This window comes from Sphingobacteriales bacterium, from assembly GCA_016700115.1.
Classification (GTDB): Bacteria; Bacteroidota; Bacteroidia; order Chitinophagales; family UBA2359; genus UBA2359.
This window is the reverse complement of sequence record CP064999.1, coordinates 2,627,733-2,647,819: the sequence shown is the minus strand read 5'-3', so window position 1 is coordinate 2,647,819 and position 20,087 is coordinate 2,627,733. Positions and strand designations below refer to the sequence as shown.

The following is a 20,087-nucleotide window of genomic DNA, read 5'->3' as shown; positions in this document are numbered from 1 at the left end:
CTTTTAAAATTTAAAACAATATCCAAATTCCATGAAAAACATCTTCGACCAAAGCGTTACCGCTGAAATCATTGAACGCATCAACAAGTTAACTCCGGATACTCAACATTTATGGGGTAAAATGTCGGTTGACCAAATGTTGGCGCATTGTAATGTAACTTATGAAATGGTGTATGACAATATTCACCCAAAACCCAACTTTTTGATGCGTTTCATATTGAAAACATTTGTTAAGGGCAACATTGTCAACGAAAAAGCCTATGCTCAAAATTTACCGACCGCTCCGCAATTTCTCATAAAAGGCGATAAAGATTTTGAAAAAGAAAAAAAGCGGCTGATTGATTATATCACCAAAACCCAACAATTAGGCGAGGATTATTTTGATGGGAAAGAGTCTCATTCTTTTGGCACTTTAACAAAGTCTGAATGGAATAATATGTTTTACAAACACCTCAATCATCATTTATCCCAGTTTGGGGTTTAATTCAGAATGTTTGGGGACTTATAGATTAGTGCATCTTATTTTTTGCTTCTGCATATCCAAAATATGGTTATACAGAGTTTCTCAATTTTGTAATGTTTTAAATCAGGACATAACCACTCCAAAACAAAGGCATATTTTTATTGCTGATCATTTCTTGTTTTGCTTTTCGCAACGCACCGCTGTAGGTCTTGCCTTCCAACACGTATTTGAAAAAATATTTGACTAATTGACTGCTTTGATGGTCATATACTTTAAAGAGGGTAAATACAATGTTTTTTGCGCCTGCGAAAAGAAAGCCTCTGTTCAAAGCAAAAATTCCTTCGCCTTGTTTTTCCTCTCCTATTCCGCTTTCGCAACAACTCAATACTACTAAGTCTGCTTTGATTTTCAGGTTAAAAGCATCTGACAGGTAAAAAACAGGTTGTCTGTTTTCTTGAATATCGGGTGAAAATATGATGCCGGTCAGTTCCGGTTGGTTTTCGCGAAAGCCTGCATGGGCTGCTATGTGAATAAACTGATAATTTTCGGCTTCAGTGTTGAATTTTGAAATTGTGGCTTCTTCGTGAAGAAGGGTTTTACATGTTGCTCCTTTGTCAGAAAACAAGTCTTGAATGGCTTGTACTTCATCTTCGGAGTAGATCAGCTCCCGATATTCCATCCCGTTTATAAACCTGGAACGGGTTGCCGCAACAGACTGAAGTTGTTCATCGTTTTGTTGAGTGGTACTGAATGGAAGTATTTCGGAATTTGTTGCATTTGAATAAACCGGAGCTATGCCTAAATAGGTACTTGGTTTGGGTTGTATTTGATCTTCAGAATGTTTGCAAAGCTGGTAATGCCATAGCGTTGCAGAAAAATGATAACTGATTTCGTATTCGTTCAGGAGATATGGCAAATTTGAATAGGATTCTCCTGCGTTAGTTTCTCTTATTAAAAGTGTTTCAAAGGGCAAGCGGGATAAAATTCCATCGGGAATGATAATCAGCTTTGAGTCTTTTTCTAAAGGAAGTTTCTCTATAACCGGAGCAATCAATAGTTGGTAGAGCTTGAACCCTAGCGTCAGATATTCGTCTTTATCTATTTCTGCTATTCCTTTTGTTCCGACTCCGAAACGCAAAAAATCACTAACCTCCTCGTCGAAGTCTTCCGGTAAAAGAGATTTCAGCACAACAAAATCATCGAAAGTGATGGCAAAAGTGTATAGCTTGTTTCCACTTATAAAATACTCTAATAAGCAGACATCATTGGGCAGTGAAGACTGCAAGGTTTTAACACTAACCGTATTAGTTTGATATTTCAGCAAGAAATAGTCCGGATAGTCTGTTTCAAATTGCGACAAAAGACTATCTCTTTTTAGTTTCAGATCATAGATTTGCATTTTTAGCCCTTTAATTTGTTCCGGGTTTTGTTGCTCGTTTTTTTTACATTGTTCTTCCTCAAGTTCATTTTGCAATGCACTGAGTTTGAGCTTTAACCTGTGCTCTTCATCCAATAGCAGCTGTGGAATTCCACTGTTTGATTTTGCAACGCTCTCAATGAAACTGCTCAACAAAACAGACGATTTACTTTTTTCGGAACAATAAAACACTTCGTGTAACGCGCGATTGGGTATAGGGAGATCAATATCGGGGTTCAACTCCTGTATTTCATTACATGCTTTTTCAAGGTTATTGTTTTCGGTTTGAAGTCCGACTTTCCAACTTAGGTCAACGGCAGTGGTATAAACTTCTTTGGAAAACTTACCCAATGCCAGTTTACTTTCTTCAGACCTGAAACTTTTTCGGGTCAGGTCAATCAGTTGTGTAGCATGAAGACTGTAATACCATGAAAGAGCAAAGTCTAATTCCTGATGACCATTTTTATTATAGCAACTTAGAGAATCATTGGAAAAAGATAAGAAAACCTCCATCAATTCTTTGGAAGGAACGATTATATCATAAGAAGGCAAAGTATAAAAAGAATTGAATGAGTAGTCAGGCAATAAACTGACAAGGGCTTGTTGATAATACTTATATGCAGATTGAAACTGAGCCTTTTCGGTATGAACAATGGCTAAATTATGCAGGCAAACTGCCGTATAGTTGTGCCTTTCTCCATAACTAACTACCCAATTGCTCAAACATTTTTCAAAATAGTCAATAGCTAAATCTATTTCACCGATAGCTTTATATGCAGTTCCAAGGTTATTATAAGCAATTCCCACATAAGGATGGGTTTCTCCATATTGATTAATCCATAAATGAAGACTTTTCAGGTGATATTCAATTGCTTTACTAAAGTTGTTTTGTGCGTTATAGTTAAAACCGATATTTGTATATACGCCTCCTAAATGAGGGCTAGATTCATCGTTTAGCCTCAAAATGATTTCCATACATTTTATGTATTGCTCAGTCGATTCATCCAGCAATCCTTTACTGGCATAAACCGAACCCAAATGATAAAATCCCCATGCGGTATCCATATTCCATTCTCCGAGAATTTGCAACCTGATGTGTAGGCATTTTTCAATGTAGATAATTGCCATCTCAGAATCTCTCATAGAATTATATACTGAACTTAGGTTGTGATAACTCCAGGCAGTTTCAGGGTGCAATTCGCCCAAGACTTCTAATCTGATGCTTAAACTTTTTTTCAGGCAATAAAGGGCTTTTTCATATTGGTATTTTAAGTAGTATTGATGCCCTATATCTGAATAGCTTTTTGCTGTTTCGTGGTGCATTTCCCCATAAAATTGCAGTTCAATATCCAATGCTTTTTCACTATAACTTAAACCTTTATCCTGTTCACCTTTTCGGCAATAACAAACGCCTAAATTTTTTAAGGTTAATGCTATATCCGGATGATTTTCTCCTAATGTCTGCAAAAATATATCATAGCCTTTATGATAGTAAGGAATTGCTTTATCGTGTTGGCCCATATTAGAATAAATTGAACCTATATTATTATAGTTGACAGCAGTTTCGATATAATTCTCGCCAAACAATTGCAAATTTATACTTAGACTTTTTTCATAACACGACAAAGCCATTTCATATTTGCTATGAAGCGTATATGCAATTCCTAAATTGGTATAACTCCTTGCTGTTTCACCATGCAGTTCTCCTAAATGCTGGATAGCCTTGCTATGATTAAATTCCATCTCGGCTGTACGTCCATACAAAAGATTGGATTTCCACAAACATTTACCCCTATCATTTAAACTTTGTATATGTCTTTCCCAGTCCTGTGCTGCTTCAAATTCCGGAATTAGTTCGTCCAATAATGCCAAACAATCCTTATACCTACCATCTTTCATCATCATACGTATCTGATCAAACTGTTTTATAGCATACTCGAGGTTCATGTCATATTATTTTTTAGCGGGTAAAAAATATGAGATCATCTTTTGGCAAAACTAAACAAAAAACAAGTATGTTACTCTATTCTAATTCAAAGAAATTCCAAAAATTTTATCATAATTATAGGATACAATGTTTGAAGCTCTATCTATTTTAACTGACAAAACCGGTTAACAATGTTCCGATATATGATTTTTATATTGGAATGTTCCAGTTTAAAAATAAATCTGCCCAACGAAACTATTCATCGAATACACAAAAAAGCCCCAACTCTTTCCCCCGAAAGTGCATTAATTTGCAGTTCCCATTTTTCGACAAGAACCAAACAGTTATTGAAAAAAGGGGCAGGACAACTCCTCTACACATTCTTTATAAAACACTGTTTTAATGAAACCTTATGCTGATGTTTGGGGAAAAAACACCGGAGGTTTAACAGAAAGTATTGCGGTTATGCGAGAAACTCCTATGATTTAGAGAAGAAGATAATGAGTTTAAATCTCAGTCAGCGCGGTTTCCTGATATTCGTTGGTCAGTGCTCTGAAATCAACAGGAACTACTTTTGAAACACCTTCTTCGGGCATAGTTACGCCATAAATAACATCTACGGATGCCATGGTATTTTTGTTGTGGGTAACCAAAATGAACTGTGATTGTTCAGAAAACCTGCGAATCATGTTGCTGAACTTGGTAATGTTGGCATCATCCAAAGGGGCATCCACTTCATCTAAAATACAAAAAGGTGCCGGTTTAAAAAGATAAAGGGCGAAAATGAGCGCAAGTGCTGTCAGCGATTTTTCACCTCCCGACAACTGATTGATAGATTGGGGGCGTTTACCTTTTGGACGGGCAATGATGTCTATTTCTGACTCTAACGGATTTTCGGGGTCTGTCAACAACAAATCGCAGGCATCTTCTTCAGTAAACAGTGCTCGAAAAACATGGACAAAATGGGTTCTTATCTGGTTAAATGCCTCCATGAGTTTTTCGGTGGCGGTTTTTTCAATTTCCCGCATAGTTTTCAACAGCGATTTCTTTGCTTCGACTAAATCCTGTCTTTGTGCGATGATAAAATCATATCGCTCTTTTATTTCGTTATAGGCTTCAATGGCAAGTGGATTGATTTCGCCAAACTTTGTAATTTGAGCACGGGTTTTTTCTACTTTATCTTCGAGTTCGGGAAGGTCAATATTTTGTTTTGGCGATTGTTCCAACAGGTCTTCGATGTTTACCTGAAACTCGATGTCTAATCGCTCTTTGATTGACAAGCGGTTTATTTTTAGTTCGGTAAATTGCTGCTCTATATTGTTGAGCCGCATGTCGGCCTGTTGTTTTTGTTGAAACAGTTCCCTTATTTGTTTTTCGATATGTGCAATAGCGTTTCTGGCTTGGGTATAATCTGCTTCCACTTCTGCCACTTTTTTTTCCTGCTCCTCTTTTTGGCGGTAAAAAACTGAAAGAATTTCGACGATTTCGTTCAGTTCTTCCAGTTGTTTTTTGTGTTGTTCTTCAGATTGCTGGCGGGCAATCAGATTATTAGTCAATTGAAGATTGGTTTCTGCTAATTGTTTTTGTTTAAAACTAAGGTTTTGCTCTATGGTATTGAGCCGGTTTTGTTGTTTGTGAAATTCTATGTTTTGCCGGTTAAACTCGTTATTGGCAAGGATAAGCCGGTTGTTAGCCTGTTCAAGAACTTTTGTGTCTTGGTCAATCTTGAGATTTTGAGCATTCAGGGTTTCTTTGAATTTAGCAAGTTTAGCTTCTAAAACGGGAGTTTGGTTTTGAAGGTCCGTAATATTTGTTGCCAGACCGGCATCCATAGTTTGGCTTTCGTTGAGGTAAGATTGTAGATTTTCAATCCTTAGCTTGAATGATAGGATTTGTTTGGAAATGGTTTCTGTTTGGTTTTGATGCCGTTTAACTTCTGTTTGTTTGGCTACTTGCAAGTTTTTAAGCTGAATAAGTCGGTTTTTATGTTGTGTGATGCCATTTTGTAAGGCTTCTGCCTCAGTTTTCAGTTGTTCCAACAAAGCGGTAAGTTGTTCTAACTGTTGTCTCTTCCCAATTCTTTTGCCTTCATAGACACCGACTGATCCCCCTTCAACACTAGCTTTTGTTCGGATTGATTTTCCGTTTTGGCTGATGAAAACAGCACCTGTTGAAAGTTGTTCAGTCGTGGGTTCAAAATCATCAGAAACAATAAAAACGCGGTATAAAAGGTGTTCTGCCAATGATTTGTATTCCGGTTTATGAGTCAAAATGCCGGTAGCACTTTGAATTTTACCTGAAGGGTCAGAAAATTTAACGGGCAAAGGTGGTGAAGCACTGTTTAAATCTTCTAGGATGAAAAAACCGGCTTTCCCCTTTTTATTTTTATCGAGCAGTTGAAGAGCAGTTGAGGCTTCCTGCCATGTATTCAGTACATAATGGTTCAAATAAGGTTTCAGATAGTTTTCAACTGCTACCTTATACTCATCGGGACAATTGATAACATCCAACAACAAAGGCGCTTGCCTGGTATTCCATTGGTTTGCGTTTTGTTTGAGATATTTGACCGAATCGGGAAACCCCTCCAAACTGTCCACCATACTTTTGAGCAGATTAAATTCATTTAAACGGGCATCATATAGCCTGTTCAGGTCGTTAAGCTGCAATTGAATTTCGGCAAGTTGTTTGTCTGCTGCCGCAATTTGTGATTTCAGGCTTTCCTCCTCGTCTTGTAAATAGGTCAGGTAGTCCTGAGCATTTGCATGTTCTTTTTCCGATTCTTCAAGTCCTTGTCGAAGCTGCTCAAGTTCCTGCTGTTGCGAAAAAAGGCGGGATTGATTGTTGTCTAATTGTTTTTGAAGGTTGTCTTTCTGAGTGTTCAGAACTGCTAATTTCTTTTCCTGTTCAAATACTGATTTCTCTGTTTCGGCCGCAAGTTTTTTTAGTTCATCTGACTTAGAAAGTGCTTTATTGTGTTCAGTTTTGGCAAAGTCGGCTTGTTGTTGAAGATTCTGAAGCTTTGAAGTAAGTTGCCCGATAAGTTCTTTTTCACCATCGAGGTCATGAGCAAGAAAATCTGTCTCGCGGGTCAGGTTTTCGGTCAGTTGTGTGGCGTTGTTAATTTGTTGGTCAAGGTTTTCTGTTTTTTCTTTCAAAAAAGCAATATTCTGTTCCAACAGGTTTTTGTTGTTATCATGGGTTCTGAGTTGTGCTATACCTTCATTCAGGATTTGTTGTTCTTGTTTCAGCAGACTTTCTTTGTTCAGAATTTCGAGTTTGTTGTGTTCAATACCGGCTTCTGTTTGTGCGATTTGGGTTTCAATAAGTTGCCGGTTGTCGGTTTCGGTTTGCTGAAGAGAATTTAGTTGTTGAAGTGCCGCTTTGTGGGATTGTAGCTGATGAAGTGCTAACTCTACACTGAGTTCTTTGTATTGATTGCGGAGTTTGTAATATTTCTCGGTTTGCTTGGCCTGTTTTTCGAGTATTTTCAGGTTTTTTTCAATTTCAAACAACAAGTCTTCGATGCGGGTTAGGTCGGCATCTGTAGCAGCAAGTTTAGAAAGGGTTTCCTTTTTGCGTATTTTGTATTTGGAGATACCGGCAGCTTGTTCAAACAACCGGCTTCGGGAATTGTCTTTGTCGTTCAGGATTTCATCAATCATCTTCAGCTCGATGATGGCATACGAGTCGCTGCCAATTCCGGTATCTAAAAACAAATCGGTGATGTCTTTCAACCGGCAACGAACATCATTGAGGCGATATTCGCTGTCGCCGCTTCGATACAAAATGCGACTGATAGTAACTGTCGAAAATTCGGTGGGTAAAAGGTTGCGTGTGTTTTCGAGGGTAAGTGAAACTTCTGCCCTTCCTGAAGGTTGACGCTTTTTGCTGCCGTTAAAAATGATGTTGTCCATCTTTTCGAGGCGAAGCATCTTGCTTTTTTGCTCGCCAAGTACCCAACGAATAGCATCAACTGTATTGGATTTGCCACAACCGTTTGGCCCCACCACTCCGGTCATGTTTTCGGTAAAATGCAAAACGGTTTTGTCGGCAAAACTTTTAAAGCCTTTTATCTCAATAGATGATAACCGCATGGGAAGGGAAGAATTTGCGGCAAAGATAACTGAATAAAGTTAAACTTTAAAGCGAATCAGTCCTGCCTAATACCAAGTCTAATTTAATTTTGCACCACACATGATTAGTTAAAGTCTTTAAATTGGGTGGGTTATTTTTGACAACGTAATGGTATTAGTGCTTTCGGGAAAAACGCCTTCCCACTTTTTATTGGCACAGTCAAATAGTTTTTGAATTTTATCTTTCAGTTGGGTGATGCTTTTTCAAGAAAAAAGCAAATGTACGGCTATCACCCGTAAAACAATCAGAAAAGGAAATCTTCGCTTAAAGCGATGACCTCAGAAAAATAATCCCCCCTCCAATTCTTCATTTTTAACCCTATTTTCTTCAAAAATTAACCCGATAGCTTAAAGCTTTAATCGGATGGATTAATGCTTTAACAGGATGGATTAATGCTTTAATCAGATGGATTAATGCTTTAACCCGATGCCTTAATGCTTTAACCCGATGCCTTAATGCTTTAACCCGATGCCTTAATGCTTTAACCCGATGTCTTAATGCTTTAACCCGATGTCTTAATGCTTTAACCCGATGTCTTAAAGCTCTAACCGGATAGCTTAATGCTTTAACCCGATGTCTTAATGCTTTAACCCGATGTCTTAAAGCTCTAACCGGATAGCTTAATGCTTTAACCCGATGCCTTAATGCTTTAACCCGATGCCTTAATGCTTTAACCCGATGCCTTAAAGCTTTAACCCGATGCCTTAAAGTTTTGAGCTTTTTGGTTGTTATACCAACTATGATTTGATTTTGCACCACACATGATTAGTTAAAGTCTTTAAATTGGGTGGGTTATTTTTGACAACGTAATGGTATAATATACTGATGCATCCGGTTATGCTGTCAACTGTCAAATAATTAAATTTTATCTGCCATTGCCTTTTTATCTTAATTTGTGTTTATACTGAAGATGAGTGTTAATAATAACAATCACTTTAGTTCAACAAAAACCGGAGATAATTGAGATTTAAACTTGTTATCGGTAAGTTGTTTACTCTCCTTTGTTGTCCAGTTCATCAGGGTTATATGATATTGGCTTTCTTCGTTGTCTGAGCTGTTAAAAACTACCCATTTCCCATCCGGACTCCAGTCATGCCAACCTTCCGATAGTTCGTTTTCAATCAGTTTCCATTGTTTTTTGCCGTCAGGGGTGATGGCAAAAATACTATGCCTGCCGTCTTGTTTGGAAACATAAGAGATAAAGTTTTCGGTTGGGTGCCATTTGGCTGAACCTGCACGATAGCCGTATTCTTTGGCGGAAGGGTTGTTTTCGGGATAATGCGTTAATTGTATGCTGTTTGTTCCATCGGCGTTCATCAAAAACAATTCTTCGTGGGTGGCTTTATCCCTTTTGTTTTGTTTGAACGAATAAACAATCTGTTTTCCATCCGGAGAAAAGCAGGGATCACCATAACGCGCAATAGTGTCGGAAGTGATTTGAGAATATTTGCCCGTTAGGGTATTTACTATGAATAGTTGATGCCGGAGTTGATTGCCTTTACGACCGGTAACTACCAACTCTTGTCCGTTATTCCGGCTACTCATCCAACTATCTTCCAAACGTAGCGCGGAAACTTTTTTAATGTTCTTACCCTCAGCATCCATTTCATAAAGGAAGAAGCAACGATAGCAAGTATCTCGGTCGCTGATAAAAAACAGGCGATTTTGATAAGCATGATAAGTCCAGGCTACATCAGGATGGTTGGAGATGTTCTTTTTATCCGATCCGTCAAGGTTCATCGAAAATATTTCCCAATCGTCTTTAGAGGTATCGGGAAGGTGAATATTGTAGGCTATGCGGTATTCCTTATCCGAACTTTGAGTTTTTACAGGCAACTTTCCACAAGAGAGGAAGCAAACGAATACTGCTATCGGCAATAGCAGGTATTTCATTGTTTGTGGCATCGGTTATATGACCTGGTTAATAGTTCCAACAAATCGCGGTCAATTTGATTGGAGTTGGTAATGGAAATCATGTGAGAAATACGAGGCATTGGCCCGGTAAGTTTCGATTTTTGTATCACTTCGGTAAATGGTTCATCCCCAAGGTCAAGACCTAACCGGATTTCTTTGGGTTTTACATTCACCGCTGCAAATTCACGAACTGCGGTAAACGACAAATAAGTCTTTTTTGGGATTAACTGTGTTCCTTCAAATTCCGACATAATCTTTTCGGCAACTGCATCAAATAAAGGACGCATGTCCGCACATTTAGCAAATTGGTTTTCCAGCAAAGCGTTTTCATTTCCGTAAACCACTTCACCGTTGTTTAAAAATATTCCGGCTGTAAGAGAGGCTTGCATGTGATTTAACCCATACTCCCTTTTTAACCAATCCAATATTTCGTTTTGCTTCGCCAAACCCGATGTTTTCACCACATCTAACCATTCCTGCAACGTTTTTCCTGTTTTTTCTTTTGCAGTGTCTATAAATTCCCGTTCAAATTCGCCCGATGTTTTTGCCATGATGATGTTTTTTAGTAATTACCGCCAAGTACCAAGAATGAAGCCAATCAATGTAAAATAGAGGGTGATATAACCACCGTTGATTAAAATATACTTCCACGAACGCTGTTCAAAAAGCGCGACAACGGTAAAGATTAAAGCAGAGAAGCCAAAGCCTGCAAGAAACCCTGCCGTAGTTCCCCAAACCATATCGGTTTTATCGTCTCCAAGAAAGAAAGCAAGATTGTAGCTGATGAAGAAAGAGATAATTAAGGTTATGCCATAAGTTTTTGCTGGATTTACCTTTTGAATGTCTTCTTCCGTAAAGCTGTTTTCCTTCATCCACGCCTTGTAGAAAAGCATGGGGGAATACCAAATTGCCCCTAACAGTAAATTGACAACCGCACAAGTCAGCACTGCCCAATGATTGATGTAAAATTGTTCCATTGTCCTTTTTTTATACAAAGGAACAAAAATAGGTTGGTTGTGTATTGGAAAAAATTTACCTCACCCAACTGCTATGTAATTGGTAAACTCACTTTGGGCCCGAATAAATTGAGCAGGGGTAAAACCGGAATAGCTTTTGAAATCGTTGATAAAGTGGGCTTGATCGTAATAACCGCTATCAAAAGCGATGCCTGTCCAATCGGCAGTTTTGTTGTTCTCAATTTCGCGGATTGCTTTCTGAAAACGAATGATTTTAAGAAACCCTTTAGGTGTCAGTCCGACATGTTCTTTGAACAGTTTGATAAGATGTTTTTGTGAAAACCCTACTTTTGTCGAGATCCTTTCAATGCTTGTTTGATTTGGCTTTTGAAGAATTTGGTTGACGGCGTAGTCCACAAACGGATTAACGAAAAGTTTGTGTCTAAACATGTTAAGCAGATGGGTTTCGGCAAACAAAAACTTTTGCTTTACCAATTCTAAAGAAAGCAGCTTTTCCCTCATGTTCAAAATTTCGTTGGTCATCACCAAATCTCCATCTACCACACTGTCCGTCAAAACATGTAGCGGGATTTCAACAAACGGATAAGCCTTGCCTTTGTGAAAATTGATGATAAACATTTCGCTATCCCGCCCTGAAGGAATAGTGATGTAATGATTTCTGATACCCGAAAACCAAACCTGTTTGCAGGTCTGAATTTCCTTTAACGTGTGATTGTCATATATGAATTTGGGATAGTCGGTCAGGTCAATCACCACATTCACATTACCATCGGGCAAAAACCGGTCTATTGAATGAACGGGGTTAAAGTCTCTGTAATAGACGAAACTCTCAATAAACTGATTGAGCGGGAAAGCTGGGAAATGGGTTTCGAAAATCATGGAAGGGATATCATATCAAGCCATCGTTTTTGGGATTGTCTGCATATACAGCAAAGTTAGGTAAATGTTATTGTATTGCGCTCACTTCACCTAATTTCACTTAGGAAATGTGATTAAATAATTTCCCTTTTTTCATAAAAAGCAATGAGGACATAGGTGAAAGTTTAACCGCAAAGGAGCGCAAAGAATAGCACTGAATATGCTTTGCGAAACTTTGCAAGTAACTTTGCGGTAACGTTTATCTAAAAAAATATAGGGATTGATGTATGAGTAAGGATATTCGCCCCCATGAATTGTATGCAAAAATTGCCGGATTGCTTCAAAAAGCAAGGCAAAATGTGGTGCGTGCCGTTAACCAAACGATGGTCTATACCTATTATGAAATAGGGCGGATGATTGTGGAAGATGAACAGCAAGGTAAAGAACGGGCTGATTATGGTAAGCAGATTTTGAAGGAATTATCCAAACGGCTTGCCGTAGAATTTGGTAAATCCTTACAGTATAATGTATGTGTTTCAAGACACTCATCTGGTTTATAATACTTCTCTTGTAGAAGAAAGCCTCCCACTAATTTTAAATCATTTTTTGGAAAGCAATCATTGTTCGGCAAATCCTTAAATAAATTTTCCTTTGCTGCACCTAAAAGAAATGCTGCGGCAGGTAGTTTAAGTTGACGACTATAATTTCCCACAACTTTTGGGTTGTTGTTTCAACAAAAACGAAGATTTCAACTTCTTGAGCATTGTTTTTCTTTATTATTCGGGCTTATTTTTAAAAAAATGACAAAATTATGACAAAATAAATTTGCAAAAATTTGGAAATGTCATAAGGGGGGGGATTTTTGCATTTGTTAAATGGTTAATTACCAAATACGAACAAGAAAATGGTTGTTATTGCCTAAACATAGATAGTTTGCCGGTATAAAACAAGTGCGCAAAGTTTAATACCCACTACCTCAGGTAATAATAGGCGGTTTTTCCATAACACCACCAAAAACCGACTTATGGCGCAATTGCTGAAAGCGTTAGTGTAGGCAAAAATTTTAAACGTTTTTTATCATGAAGATTGTAACTTTTTTACTTGTGTGCTTATTTTTGTTGATTGTTTCCTGTTCAAAAGAGGAAGATTCTAATTTAATAACAGAAGAAGCTAAAACCGATTGTGTTTGGAAAACTCCGAACAACAAAATTATCCCGTGTCAATTTAAAGATAAGTGGGAAAAATATGAGCAGGAGAAAGAAAGAAATTGGTATTATAAAACCTTATATTGCACTACTGATGAACTTTTACCTGGAATAAAATGCATTAGTGGCGGTAACGATTGTAGTTCTGCATTTGGGTGTACTTACTGTCTTAACTGTTAAGCAGGTTATTAATAGTGCTAATTTAAAGAAGTTTTGCAAAAGTATTATTTAGAATTTCTAATCAAGAGCAAGATGCAATGTTGTTGTTCTATTATACAACAATTAATTAGCATTTTGCTCTTTGTTTCAATATTGATAAAATAATAATTTCTATTTATGAAAGTGATTTGTTACTTTTCATTATCCTTTATGATGTTGTGTTTTGTTTCATGTAACATCGCAAACAAGTATAAGGATAACTATGGAGGAATACCTATTAATGATAAAGCGCAAGCAAAGTACCCCTCTTTAATAAAGTTCAATTTTGATTCTCTTAAGATTTCCCCTGAAGGGATGATTGCTGACTATGGTGGAAGTAATCATACAGCGACAACGAACAGAGAAGATTCGGCTTTGGTTATTTTGCAGAATTGTGTAAATAACACAATAGACATGTATAACCTTGACAATTTACAATTTCATTCAACATACTATTTGCCTTTTAAAGAAAATGTTTGTGGAGACATGTCAAGTTGTGTTTGGGGACAGAAAAAAATATTTTGTCTTCTTCAGAATAGCAACTTATATAGTATGACTGACAGTAATAATTATCAACTAATTACTACCATCAATAATCATCCCCGAATGATTCATCAAAAACTAATTGTCAGCGAATCCTTAGATCATTGTAATGAAATTTTTATCAATAAAGATAGTTTGCTTTTTTTTCCTGTAACAAACCTAAATCATAATAGAAACTATGATTTTCCGCTAACCGCTGCATATAACCTTATAACAAATGAAATTAGTTTTCCCGGACTTCAATATCCTTTTATTATGTTTAAAAACGATTACGGGTTATTAGATAGAATTCATCAATATTATTTTGAAAGCAAAATTATATATACTTTTGAAGGTTTGCCTGAAATCTGGCTTTATGATACTAAAGGCAAAACAGTAGAACGATTCTCATGTAAAAGTTCTTACCAAACAGATACGATTTTGCCTATAAATTTTAAACGCAATCCAGAAACCAAAGATTTTTTATGGAAGCATTTTATGAATAGTGCACGTTATGAACGGTTAGTTTATGACCCGTTTAGAAAATGTTATTATCGCTTTTTTATACTGGCAATGCCGCAAAAAAATGAACAAGGATTTTTTAATACTTATAAAGATAGAAGACTTTCAGTTATGGTATTGGACGAAAATTTTAACATCATAGGAGAGTCCCTTTTACCCGAGGATTATTATGCAATATTTTTTGCTGTGGCTTCCAAACAGGGATTGTTGTTAAATCTCGGACCTCTTAAAAAAGCTACTATAAATGGATTTAATATACTCAAAATCAACTTTGCTACTCAATAGTGTTTTACCTATTTTGATGTATTGGTATTTATGTAGTCCGGTTTATGCGCAACAAAATACCAACTACAGTCAATTTGACAAAATGTTGCCCATAATTGACTCCACTATATTTATAAGTAATTATGATAAGGTTTTTATAGTTCATTTCAATTTTTGCACTTCGACCAAATACTGCGGGCAGCATCTTATCAATTACATGCTTGCCGCTAAAGGCAGTAGAATTCTGGTGGTTTGCGAAAACACCAATGCCAAAATTTTAGACCCGTTAAAAACGTCCGACCGGTTTGAGTTTAAGGAAATCAGCAATCTCACACTTACACAATACGGTCTGTTTTCGGTTTACAACCTCCTTATCCTTCCCGGTAAAAAGAAAATAAAAAAGTTGTTATGAAGCCGGTATTGTTGTGTTTCTTGTTTGTTGCTCTTTGGTCGGGTTGTTTAAGCTCCGACAATGCCGGTATCAGCAAAAGAAATGAAATGCCCGATACCGTTACCGTTGATTTTTTAAAGCGTGTATGTGCAATAAATCCTGATGACACCCGCCATGTTGTGCTTTTGGTTAATTCTTCTTTTTGCGGTTCGTGTACCGAAAAAGTGAGACTGTTTTTAAAAGAAATCGCCCCGTTACCCTGCCGGAAATGCTTTATTATTGCCAATCCCGACTCTGCCGTTACCCATATAGCGCAAAATGCAAGGAACAGTACACCGGTTTCCGTTTTACCCGACACGCTTGCCCGATATGATTTGTTAAACCCTTACAGTAAAATGTATGTGTTTCAAGACACTCATCTGGTTTATAATACTTCTCTTGTAGAAGAAAGCCTCCCACTAATTTTAAATCATTTTTTGGAAAGCAATCATTGTTCGGCAAATCCATAAATAAATTTTCATTAATTCTGCTTAGACGGTGTATTGTTATATATTTTAGACATAAATAGTGCCGGTCACGTTCTAAAATTGAATCCTGCATTTCCCTTTTTTCATCAAAAGCAATGAGGACATAGGTGAAAGTTTAACCGCAAAGGAGATCAAAGAATAGCACTGAATATGCTTTGCGAAACTTTGCGAGTAACTTTGCGGTAACGTTTATCTAAAAATATAGGGATTGATGTATGAGTAAGGATATTCGCCCCCATGAATTGTATGCAAAAATTGCCGGATTGCTTCAAACAGCAAGGCAAAATGTGGTGCGTGCCCTTAACCAAACGATGGTTTATATCTATTATGAAATAGGGCGGATGATTGTGGAAGATGAACAGCAAGGTAAAGAACGGGCTGATTATGGTAAGCAGATTTTAAAGGAATTATCCAAACGGCTTGCCGTAGAATTTGGTAAAGGGTTCTCTGTGGATAACCTTCAAAACATGAGGCAATTTTTTCTTGCCTTCTCAATTTACGAGACGACTTCTCGTATTTCTTCTTCACCTTTATGCGATGGCTCAAAATTAAATCATGTTGGTATAAACTCCGTGCAAAAATCTCTGAGATAAAAACCTCTACAAGATTAGCTCCTTTGGAGAGTCCGGGGGAGGTCGGGTGCTGGAGTGGGTTCTTTTAGTTGGTGAATTGGCATTAGTTGTTGCTGTGTTTTTACTAAGGTGGGCTGTATTGCCACTGAAAAGATAACGAGCTATTAAAATTCCTGCATCATTTTCCTATTTCCAACCCCATCATCCGTTCCAAATGATGATACCCGATCCCTAAATATGCTTTTATGTGTTTGATTTTGTTTAAAATGCCTTCTTTATCAACAGTTGCATGTTGTTTTCTTAGGGCGGTAATCATCACATTCTTCGGGGTATGAGCATCGGAAACAAACTCGAACACTTTTGTTGAGTAACCATAATACTCCAAGATTAAAGCACGGATACCATCAGTTACCATTTCGGCTTGCCGTTCTAAAAATATCCCGTGTTTGAGCAAAAAGTCTAATTCAGTATGGGTTTTATGTTTTTCCATCTCTCGCCTGATTTGTTTATGACAACAAGGGGCAACCACGATCAAATCGGCATGTCCGGTTATTCCTTTATAGATTGCATCGTCTGTTGCGGTATCGCAAGCATGAAGGGCAATTAAAACATGGGCATCATTGTTTTCGTATTGTTCGATAGAGCCTTCGACAAAATGCAAGTCCTGAAAACCGGAGTTTTGGGCAATTTGGTTGCATAACACTACCAAATCTTTTCTGTATTCTACCCCAATTACTTTTAACGGTGTTTTAAGAACATTATTCAGGTAATCATAGAGCGCAAAGGTTAAATATCCTTTTCCTGCTCCCATATCCACCACATTGGTTACTTCACGATTAGGTAGTTCTTTAAGCAGAGAACTCAACACCTCTATATAATGGTTGATTTGCCGGTATTTGTCCTGACTTGCTTTGTAAACATTTCCCGAACTGTCGGTAATGCCGAGTTCGTGAAGATACCGTTTTCCGGTTGTTTCAATTTTTCTGTTTTTTGTGTTGTCATGTTCTGTCGAGGGCAAGGTTTTAAATACAGGAGGATTCTTTTTTAAATTCCATTTTTTGTTGAATTCTAATTGAAAATCACTTTCGATGGTACAAAGTGCGACATGCCTAAAACTTTGAGTGCTTATCTGGCTTTCAATGACTGATACAGCTTCTATAAGGCCATAGTTTTTAACAATGTCTTTTGTTTTATATCGAAAAGTAAAACTCAGTTTCGATTCCTTTTTGATAAGGGCAATTTTGGCATAAATTTTTTTTAACTCTGTTTCCTGACCACGGTAATTTCCCATGCTGATTTTTACAAAAGTTCCCTTCTTCAGGCTTTTGTCTATTTCATCAACAAAATTGCGAATCGCACTCTCCATATCGTGGATATTGAACCTTTACAGGTATGCAGGCATACAGTTACTTGTTGAGGAAAGCAGAATACATCCAGACCAACTTTTCCTGCGCCCGGATATAATCACTCATCAGTGCATTTGTTCCTTCATCGCCTGCTTCTGAAGACAAATCGAGCAATTCTCGTTGAAGTATAATAATGGTCTGAAAGGATTTTAAAATATTGCCAACAGCTTCCATACCATCACTTACAAAAGTGCTTTCTTCAATTTTGGAAACCTTGCGATAATCTGAATAATTATGGTTGGGTGAATAGCCAAGCGTTAAAATTCGTTCGGCAACTTCGTCAATCTTTAGTAACAAGTCGTTGTAAAGTTCTTCAAATTTTAAGTGAAGTTCAAAAAACTTCTCGCCTTTAATATTCCAATGAAATCCCCGGGTGTTTTGGTAAAAAATGGAGTAATTGGCCAATAACTCATTGAGTTTCGAGGCCAGATTTTGAGACATGGTTCGGTCTAAACCAATGGCATTTACGTTTTTCATTGTATTTACTAATTTAGTATGTTAGAAGAATAACAGTTAAAAAATTGATAAGTTTTATCAATACTTTTTTCAACAAGTTTTTCAACTTGCTTTATGCTTCTTTTACTATTGATTGGCTACCTTTTGGCTTTCATCAGCAATTGAAAATAAACCTTATTGTAAACCGGTGTTTCGACTTGTAAATCCTTTGCTTGATTCACGACATAACCGGTCAGTGAATTTAGTTCGGTTTGATGATTGGCTTTAAAATCACGGTGCATGGAAGAAGTGTTTTCAGGAGGCAGCAATCTCAATCGGTTGAGTGTTTTTTCGGCAATTTCTTCGGGTGTTTCAATACCTTTGGAACGAGCTACCTTGATTATCTCGTCAATCAGTTGAACAACCGTTGGTTCATGATCTTTTAAAAGCGGGCCAAAAGAAGTATTGAAAAAAGAAGTTGCCGTAGCAATAGGAGAGATAAAAATAAATTTTTCCCAGGTAACTGCCAAAATATTCTTTGAATATGTTGCATCTATTCCTGCTTCTTTCATCGTTTTTTCGAGCCAGATCAAACTCGGATTGTCAGTAGTACCATCTCCAAAAAAAATCTTTTGAAATTGCCCGTCATTTTCAATCACGCCTGCCTCTTTCTTATGAGAAGCAATATAGACACAACCCTGTAATATCTTGGTCTCAGGTAAAAACTGTTGAATCCTTTCTTTAGCATCTACTCCGTTTAGTAGCGGTAAAATGATCGTATGTTCTGCTATACATGGTTTGAGTTGTAAAATAGTCTGTTCTAAATCATACCCTTTAGTACAAATAAGAATAAAATCGGCAACTCCTGTTTGAAAAACATCATCGGTAGCAAGTTTAGGAGTTGCGGTAAAGGTTTCTCCAGTTTTGTTTATCACCTTTAACCCATGTTGCTGAATTTGTTTTAAATGCTCGCCTCTTGCCAAAAAATAAATATCTAAGTTAGGGTTGTTGTGATTTTTTTGTGCTAAACGCCCTCCAAAATATCCCCCTACTCCACCAATACCTGCTATTAAAATTTTCATAGTTGCTCTCATTAGCATTGCACTTTTAAAACCATTCGTTATAATTCTTAAAAATTATTTTCCTTTTTTTCAATTAAGATAAAATTTGTTTTCAAAGAGTCTGTCGTTTGGTTAAAGAAGTTTTGGTACGTTGTTTTTTTTCTATTGGTATGTGTTCCCCAATAATCGAAATTGATAATGGTAAATTCCTTTTCCGGCACGATCCAAAACTTGAAATAATGATAGGGTTGTCCAAAAAAGCCCAAAGTATCAGTATGAATATATTTTTTATCGGGCTTCAATTGATTCGCTTCGGCAATTTGGTTGATGATTGAAAAAGCCCGGCTTTTTACCGAAAATTCTTCGTTTTTGTTTTTCACTTTATAAGATGCCATATACTTAGTTGTGTGCATACAAGCAGAAAATAAAGATAAAAGTGTGGTAAAAAACAAAAAAATCAAGGTCCTATTAAGTTTTCGCATGAAATAACGGGAATTAAGGGTAAAGAATGACTTTACAGTTATTTTTTACTTTTTTTGGCTTTAGGGTTAAAATCAAGACAAAGCTGAATCCAACCGGATAAATCTCCTTTAGTTTTAATGCCCGATTCTGTTACAAAGACATATCCTTTCATGGGTTTTCCGGAAAAATCCATCGGAATACAATCGTTTCGCTCTATAGCAGTAGGGTATGCCTCTTCTCCAATCCGGCAAAGCACATAATTTTCGTTGGTTTTTTTGTCAATATGTGTTCCGCAACACATTTTGTCATCTACCATAAAACAAATTCCGCTAAACATTTTTTTTTCGGTAAAATCAACGCCTTTGTCGGCTAAAATTTGCCTGATTCTCAAAGCTAAAGTTTCATCGTAAGCCATGGTTAACTAATTTTGGAGGTTTTGAATAAACACGAGCGTATTTCCATCCGGGTCTGTTATAGTTGCAGTTTTCTGTTGTTCTTTGACAAAAACTTCTCCCAAAAGCCTTCCACAATTTGAAATACATAATTCTATCGTTTCTTCAAGGTCTGGCACCTTAAATTCAAACTGATGTCTGCTTTGTTCTGCTTTAACACCGGCTATCTCATTGGGACAAAGAAGCAGGTTCAGTCCGAGTATTTTGCCGGCATATAAAGTAGTGCCATAAGCCTGTTTTGGCACAAATTTACATGAAAAAACTTGGCTGTAAAACAGCACCATGCTTTCAATATCCGTAGAAGCCAAGGTTATCTTATTTATTTGAATGGGATTCTGATTGTTCATTTCATAGTATGTTTTCTGAAAGGGGAAAAAATA

The 20,087-nt window shown here is 37.0% G+C and carries 20 protein-coding genes; 7 read left to right on the top strand and 13 right to left on the bottom strand.

From position 1 onward, the window contains the following. The first annotated feature begins 31 nt into the window (after nucleotides 1–31). Nucleotides 32–484 carry a DUF1569 domain-containing protein gene (locus IPM47_09470; GenBank protein QQS31122.1) on the top strand — a complete coding sequence of 151 codons (453 nt, stop codon included), beginning with the start codon at nucleotides 32–34 and terminating at the stop codon, nucleotides 482–484. A 97-nt stretch (nucleotides 485–581) separates the two neighbouring features. Here the strand turns inward: IPM47_09470 and IPM47_09465 are convergent, their stop codons facing one another. The 7 genes from IPM47_09465 to IPM47_09435 form a co-directional block, all read right to left on the bottom strand. Then, the gene (locus IPM47_09465; protein ID QQS31121.1) at nucleotides 582–3,827 is read right to left on the bottom strand and encodes a CHAT domain-containing protein; all 3,246 of its coding nucleotides are present in this window, start codon (nucleotides 3,825–3,827) and stop codon (nucleotides 582–584) included. A 486-nt stretch (nucleotides 3,828–4,313) separates the two neighbouring features. Continuing rightward, complete coding sequence (smc, locus tag IPM47_09460; protein QQS31120.1) at nucleotides 4,314–7,901, bottom strand: chromosome segregation protein SMC; 3,588 nt, start codon at nucleotides 7,899–7,901, stop codon at nucleotides 4,314–4,316. Nucleotides 7,902–8,268: 367 nt separating this feature from the next. Next, nucleotides 8,269–8,697, bottom strand: a complete 429-nt coding sequence (locus IPM47_09455) for a hypothetical protein (GenBank protein QQS31119.1) — start codon at nucleotides 8,695–8,697, stop codon at nucleotides 8,269–8,271. Between the two features lie 174 nt (nucleotides 8,698–8,871). Further along, the gene (locus IPM47_09450) at nucleotides 8,872–9,834 is read right to left on the bottom strand and encodes a PD40 domain-containing protein (protein ID QQS31118.1); all 963 of its coding nucleotides are present in this window, start codon (nucleotides 9,832–9,834) and stop codon (nucleotides 8,872–8,874) included. Further along, nucleotides 9,831–10,406 (bottom strand): DUF4287 domain-containing protein, encoded by a 576-nt coding sequence (locus IPM47_09445; protein ID QQS31117.1) that lies wholly within the window; start codon nucleotides 10,404–10,406, stop codon nucleotides 9,831–9,833. The genes IPM47_09450 and IPM47_09445 overlap by 4 nt, the downstream gene beginning before the upstream one ends. Before the next feature lie 18 nt (nucleotides 10,407–10,424). Then, on the bottom strand, nucleotides 10,425–10,832 hold the full coding sequence (locus tag IPM47_09440) for a DUF1761 domain-containing protein (protein ID QQS31116.1): 408 nt from the start codon (nucleotides 10,830–10,832) through the stop codon (nucleotides 10,425–10,427). Nucleotides 10,833–10,892: 60 nt separating this feature from the next. After that, complete coding sequence (locus IPM47_09435; protein QQS31115.1) at nucleotides 10,893–11,711, bottom strand: helix-turn-helix transcriptional regulator; 819 nt, start codon at nucleotides 11,709–11,711, stop codon at nucleotides 10,893–10,895. Between the two features lie 266 nt (nucleotides 11,712–11,977). Between IPM47_09435 and IPM47_09430 the strand changes: the two genes are divergently transcribed. The 6 genes from IPM47_09430 (at nucleotide 11,978) to IPM47_09405 (ending at nucleotide 15,912) form a co-directional block, all read left to right on the top strand. Beyond that, nucleotides 11,978–12,250 carry a hypothetical protein gene (locus tag IPM47_09430; protein ID QQS31114.1) on the top strand — a complete coding sequence of 91 codons (273 nt, stop codon included), beginning with the start codon at nucleotides 11,978–11,980 and terminating at the stop codon, nucleotides 12,248–12,250. 519 nt (nucleotides 12,251–12,769) lie between these two features. Further along, complete coding sequence (locus tag IPM47_09425) at nucleotides 12,770–13,075, top strand: hypothetical protein (GenBank protein QQS31113.1); 306 nt, start codon at nucleotides 12,770–12,772, stop codon at nucleotides 13,073–13,075. A gap of 156 nt (nucleotides 13,076–13,231) precedes the next feature. Then, nucleotides 13,232–14,422 carry a DUF4221 family protein gene (locus IPM47_09420; GenBank protein QQS31112.1) on the top strand — a complete coding sequence of 397 codons (1,191 nt, stop codon included), beginning with the start codon at nucleotides 13,232–13,234 and terminating at the stop codon, nucleotides 14,420–14,422. Further along, on the top strand, nucleotides 14,382–14,813 hold the full coding sequence (locus IPM47_09415) for a hypothetical protein (protein QQS31111.1): 432 nt from the start codon (nucleotides 14,382–14,384) through the stop codon (nucleotides 14,811–14,813). Before IPM47_09420 ends, IPM47_09415 begins: the two co-directional genes overlap by 41 nt. Continuing rightward, nucleotides 14,810–15,301, top strand: a complete 492-nt coding sequence (locus IPM47_09410; GenBank protein QQS31110.1) for a hypothetical protein — start codon at nucleotides 14,810–14,812, stop codon at nucleotides 15,299–15,301. The genes IPM47_09415 and IPM47_09410 overlap by 4 nt, the downstream gene beginning before the upstream one ends. A gap of 233 nt (nucleotides 15,302–15,534) precedes the next feature. Then, nucleotides 15,535–15,912, top strand: coding sequence for a hypothetical protein (locus tag IPM47_09405; GenBank protein ID QQS31109.1), 378 nt, complete (start codon nucleotides 15,535–15,537; stop codon nucleotides 15,910–15,912). A 157-nt stretch (nucleotides 15,913–16,069) separates the two neighbouring features. Here the strand turns inward: IPM47_09405 and IPM47_09400 are convergent, their stop codons facing one another. The 6 genes from IPM47_09400 to IPM47_09375 form a co-directional block, all read right to left on the bottom strand. Next, the gene (locus tag IPM47_09400; GenBank protein QQS31108.1) at nucleotides 16,070–17,257 is read right to left on the bottom strand and encodes an SAM-dependent methyltransferase; all 1,188 of its coding nucleotides are present in this window, start codon (nucleotides 17,255–17,257) and stop codon (nucleotides 16,070–16,072) included. Nucleotides 17,258–17,297: 40 nt separating this feature from the next. Then, nucleotides 17,298–17,774 (bottom strand): DNA starvation/stationary phase protection protein, encoded by a 477-nt coding sequence (locus IPM47_09395; protein ID QQS31107.1) that lies wholly within the window; start codon nucleotides 17,772–17,774, stop codon nucleotides 17,298–17,300. Between the two features lie 116 nt (nucleotides 17,775–17,890). Next, a complete protein-coding gene (locus tag IPM47_09390) occupies nucleotides 17,891–18,814 on the bottom strand; it encodes a 2-dehydropantoate 2-reductase (GenBank protein QQS31106.1) in 924 nt (307 codons plus the stop codon). 47 nt (nucleotides 18,815–18,861) lie between these two features. Next, nucleotides 18,862–19,188, bottom strand: coding sequence for a hypothetical protein (locus IPM47_09385; protein QQS31105.1), 327 nt, complete (start codon nucleotides 19,186–19,188; stop codon nucleotides 18,862–18,864). A 125-nt stretch (nucleotides 19,189–19,313) separates the two neighbouring features. Beyond that, on the bottom strand, nucleotides 19,314–19,670 hold the full coding sequence (locus IPM47_09380) for a TfoX/Sxy family protein (GenBank protein QQS31104.1): 357 nt from the start codon (nucleotides 19,668–19,670) through the stop codon (nucleotides 19,314–19,316). Nucleotides 19,671–19,676: 6 nt separating this feature from the next. Then, nucleotides 19,677–20,054 carry a hypothetical protein gene (locus IPM47_09375; GenBank protein QQS31103.1) on the bottom strand — a complete coding sequence of 126 codons (378 nt, stop codon included), beginning with the start codon at nucleotides 20,052–20,054 and terminating at the stop codon, nucleotides 19,677–19,679. Between the last annotated feature and the right edge of the window lie 33 nt (nucleotides 20,055–20,087).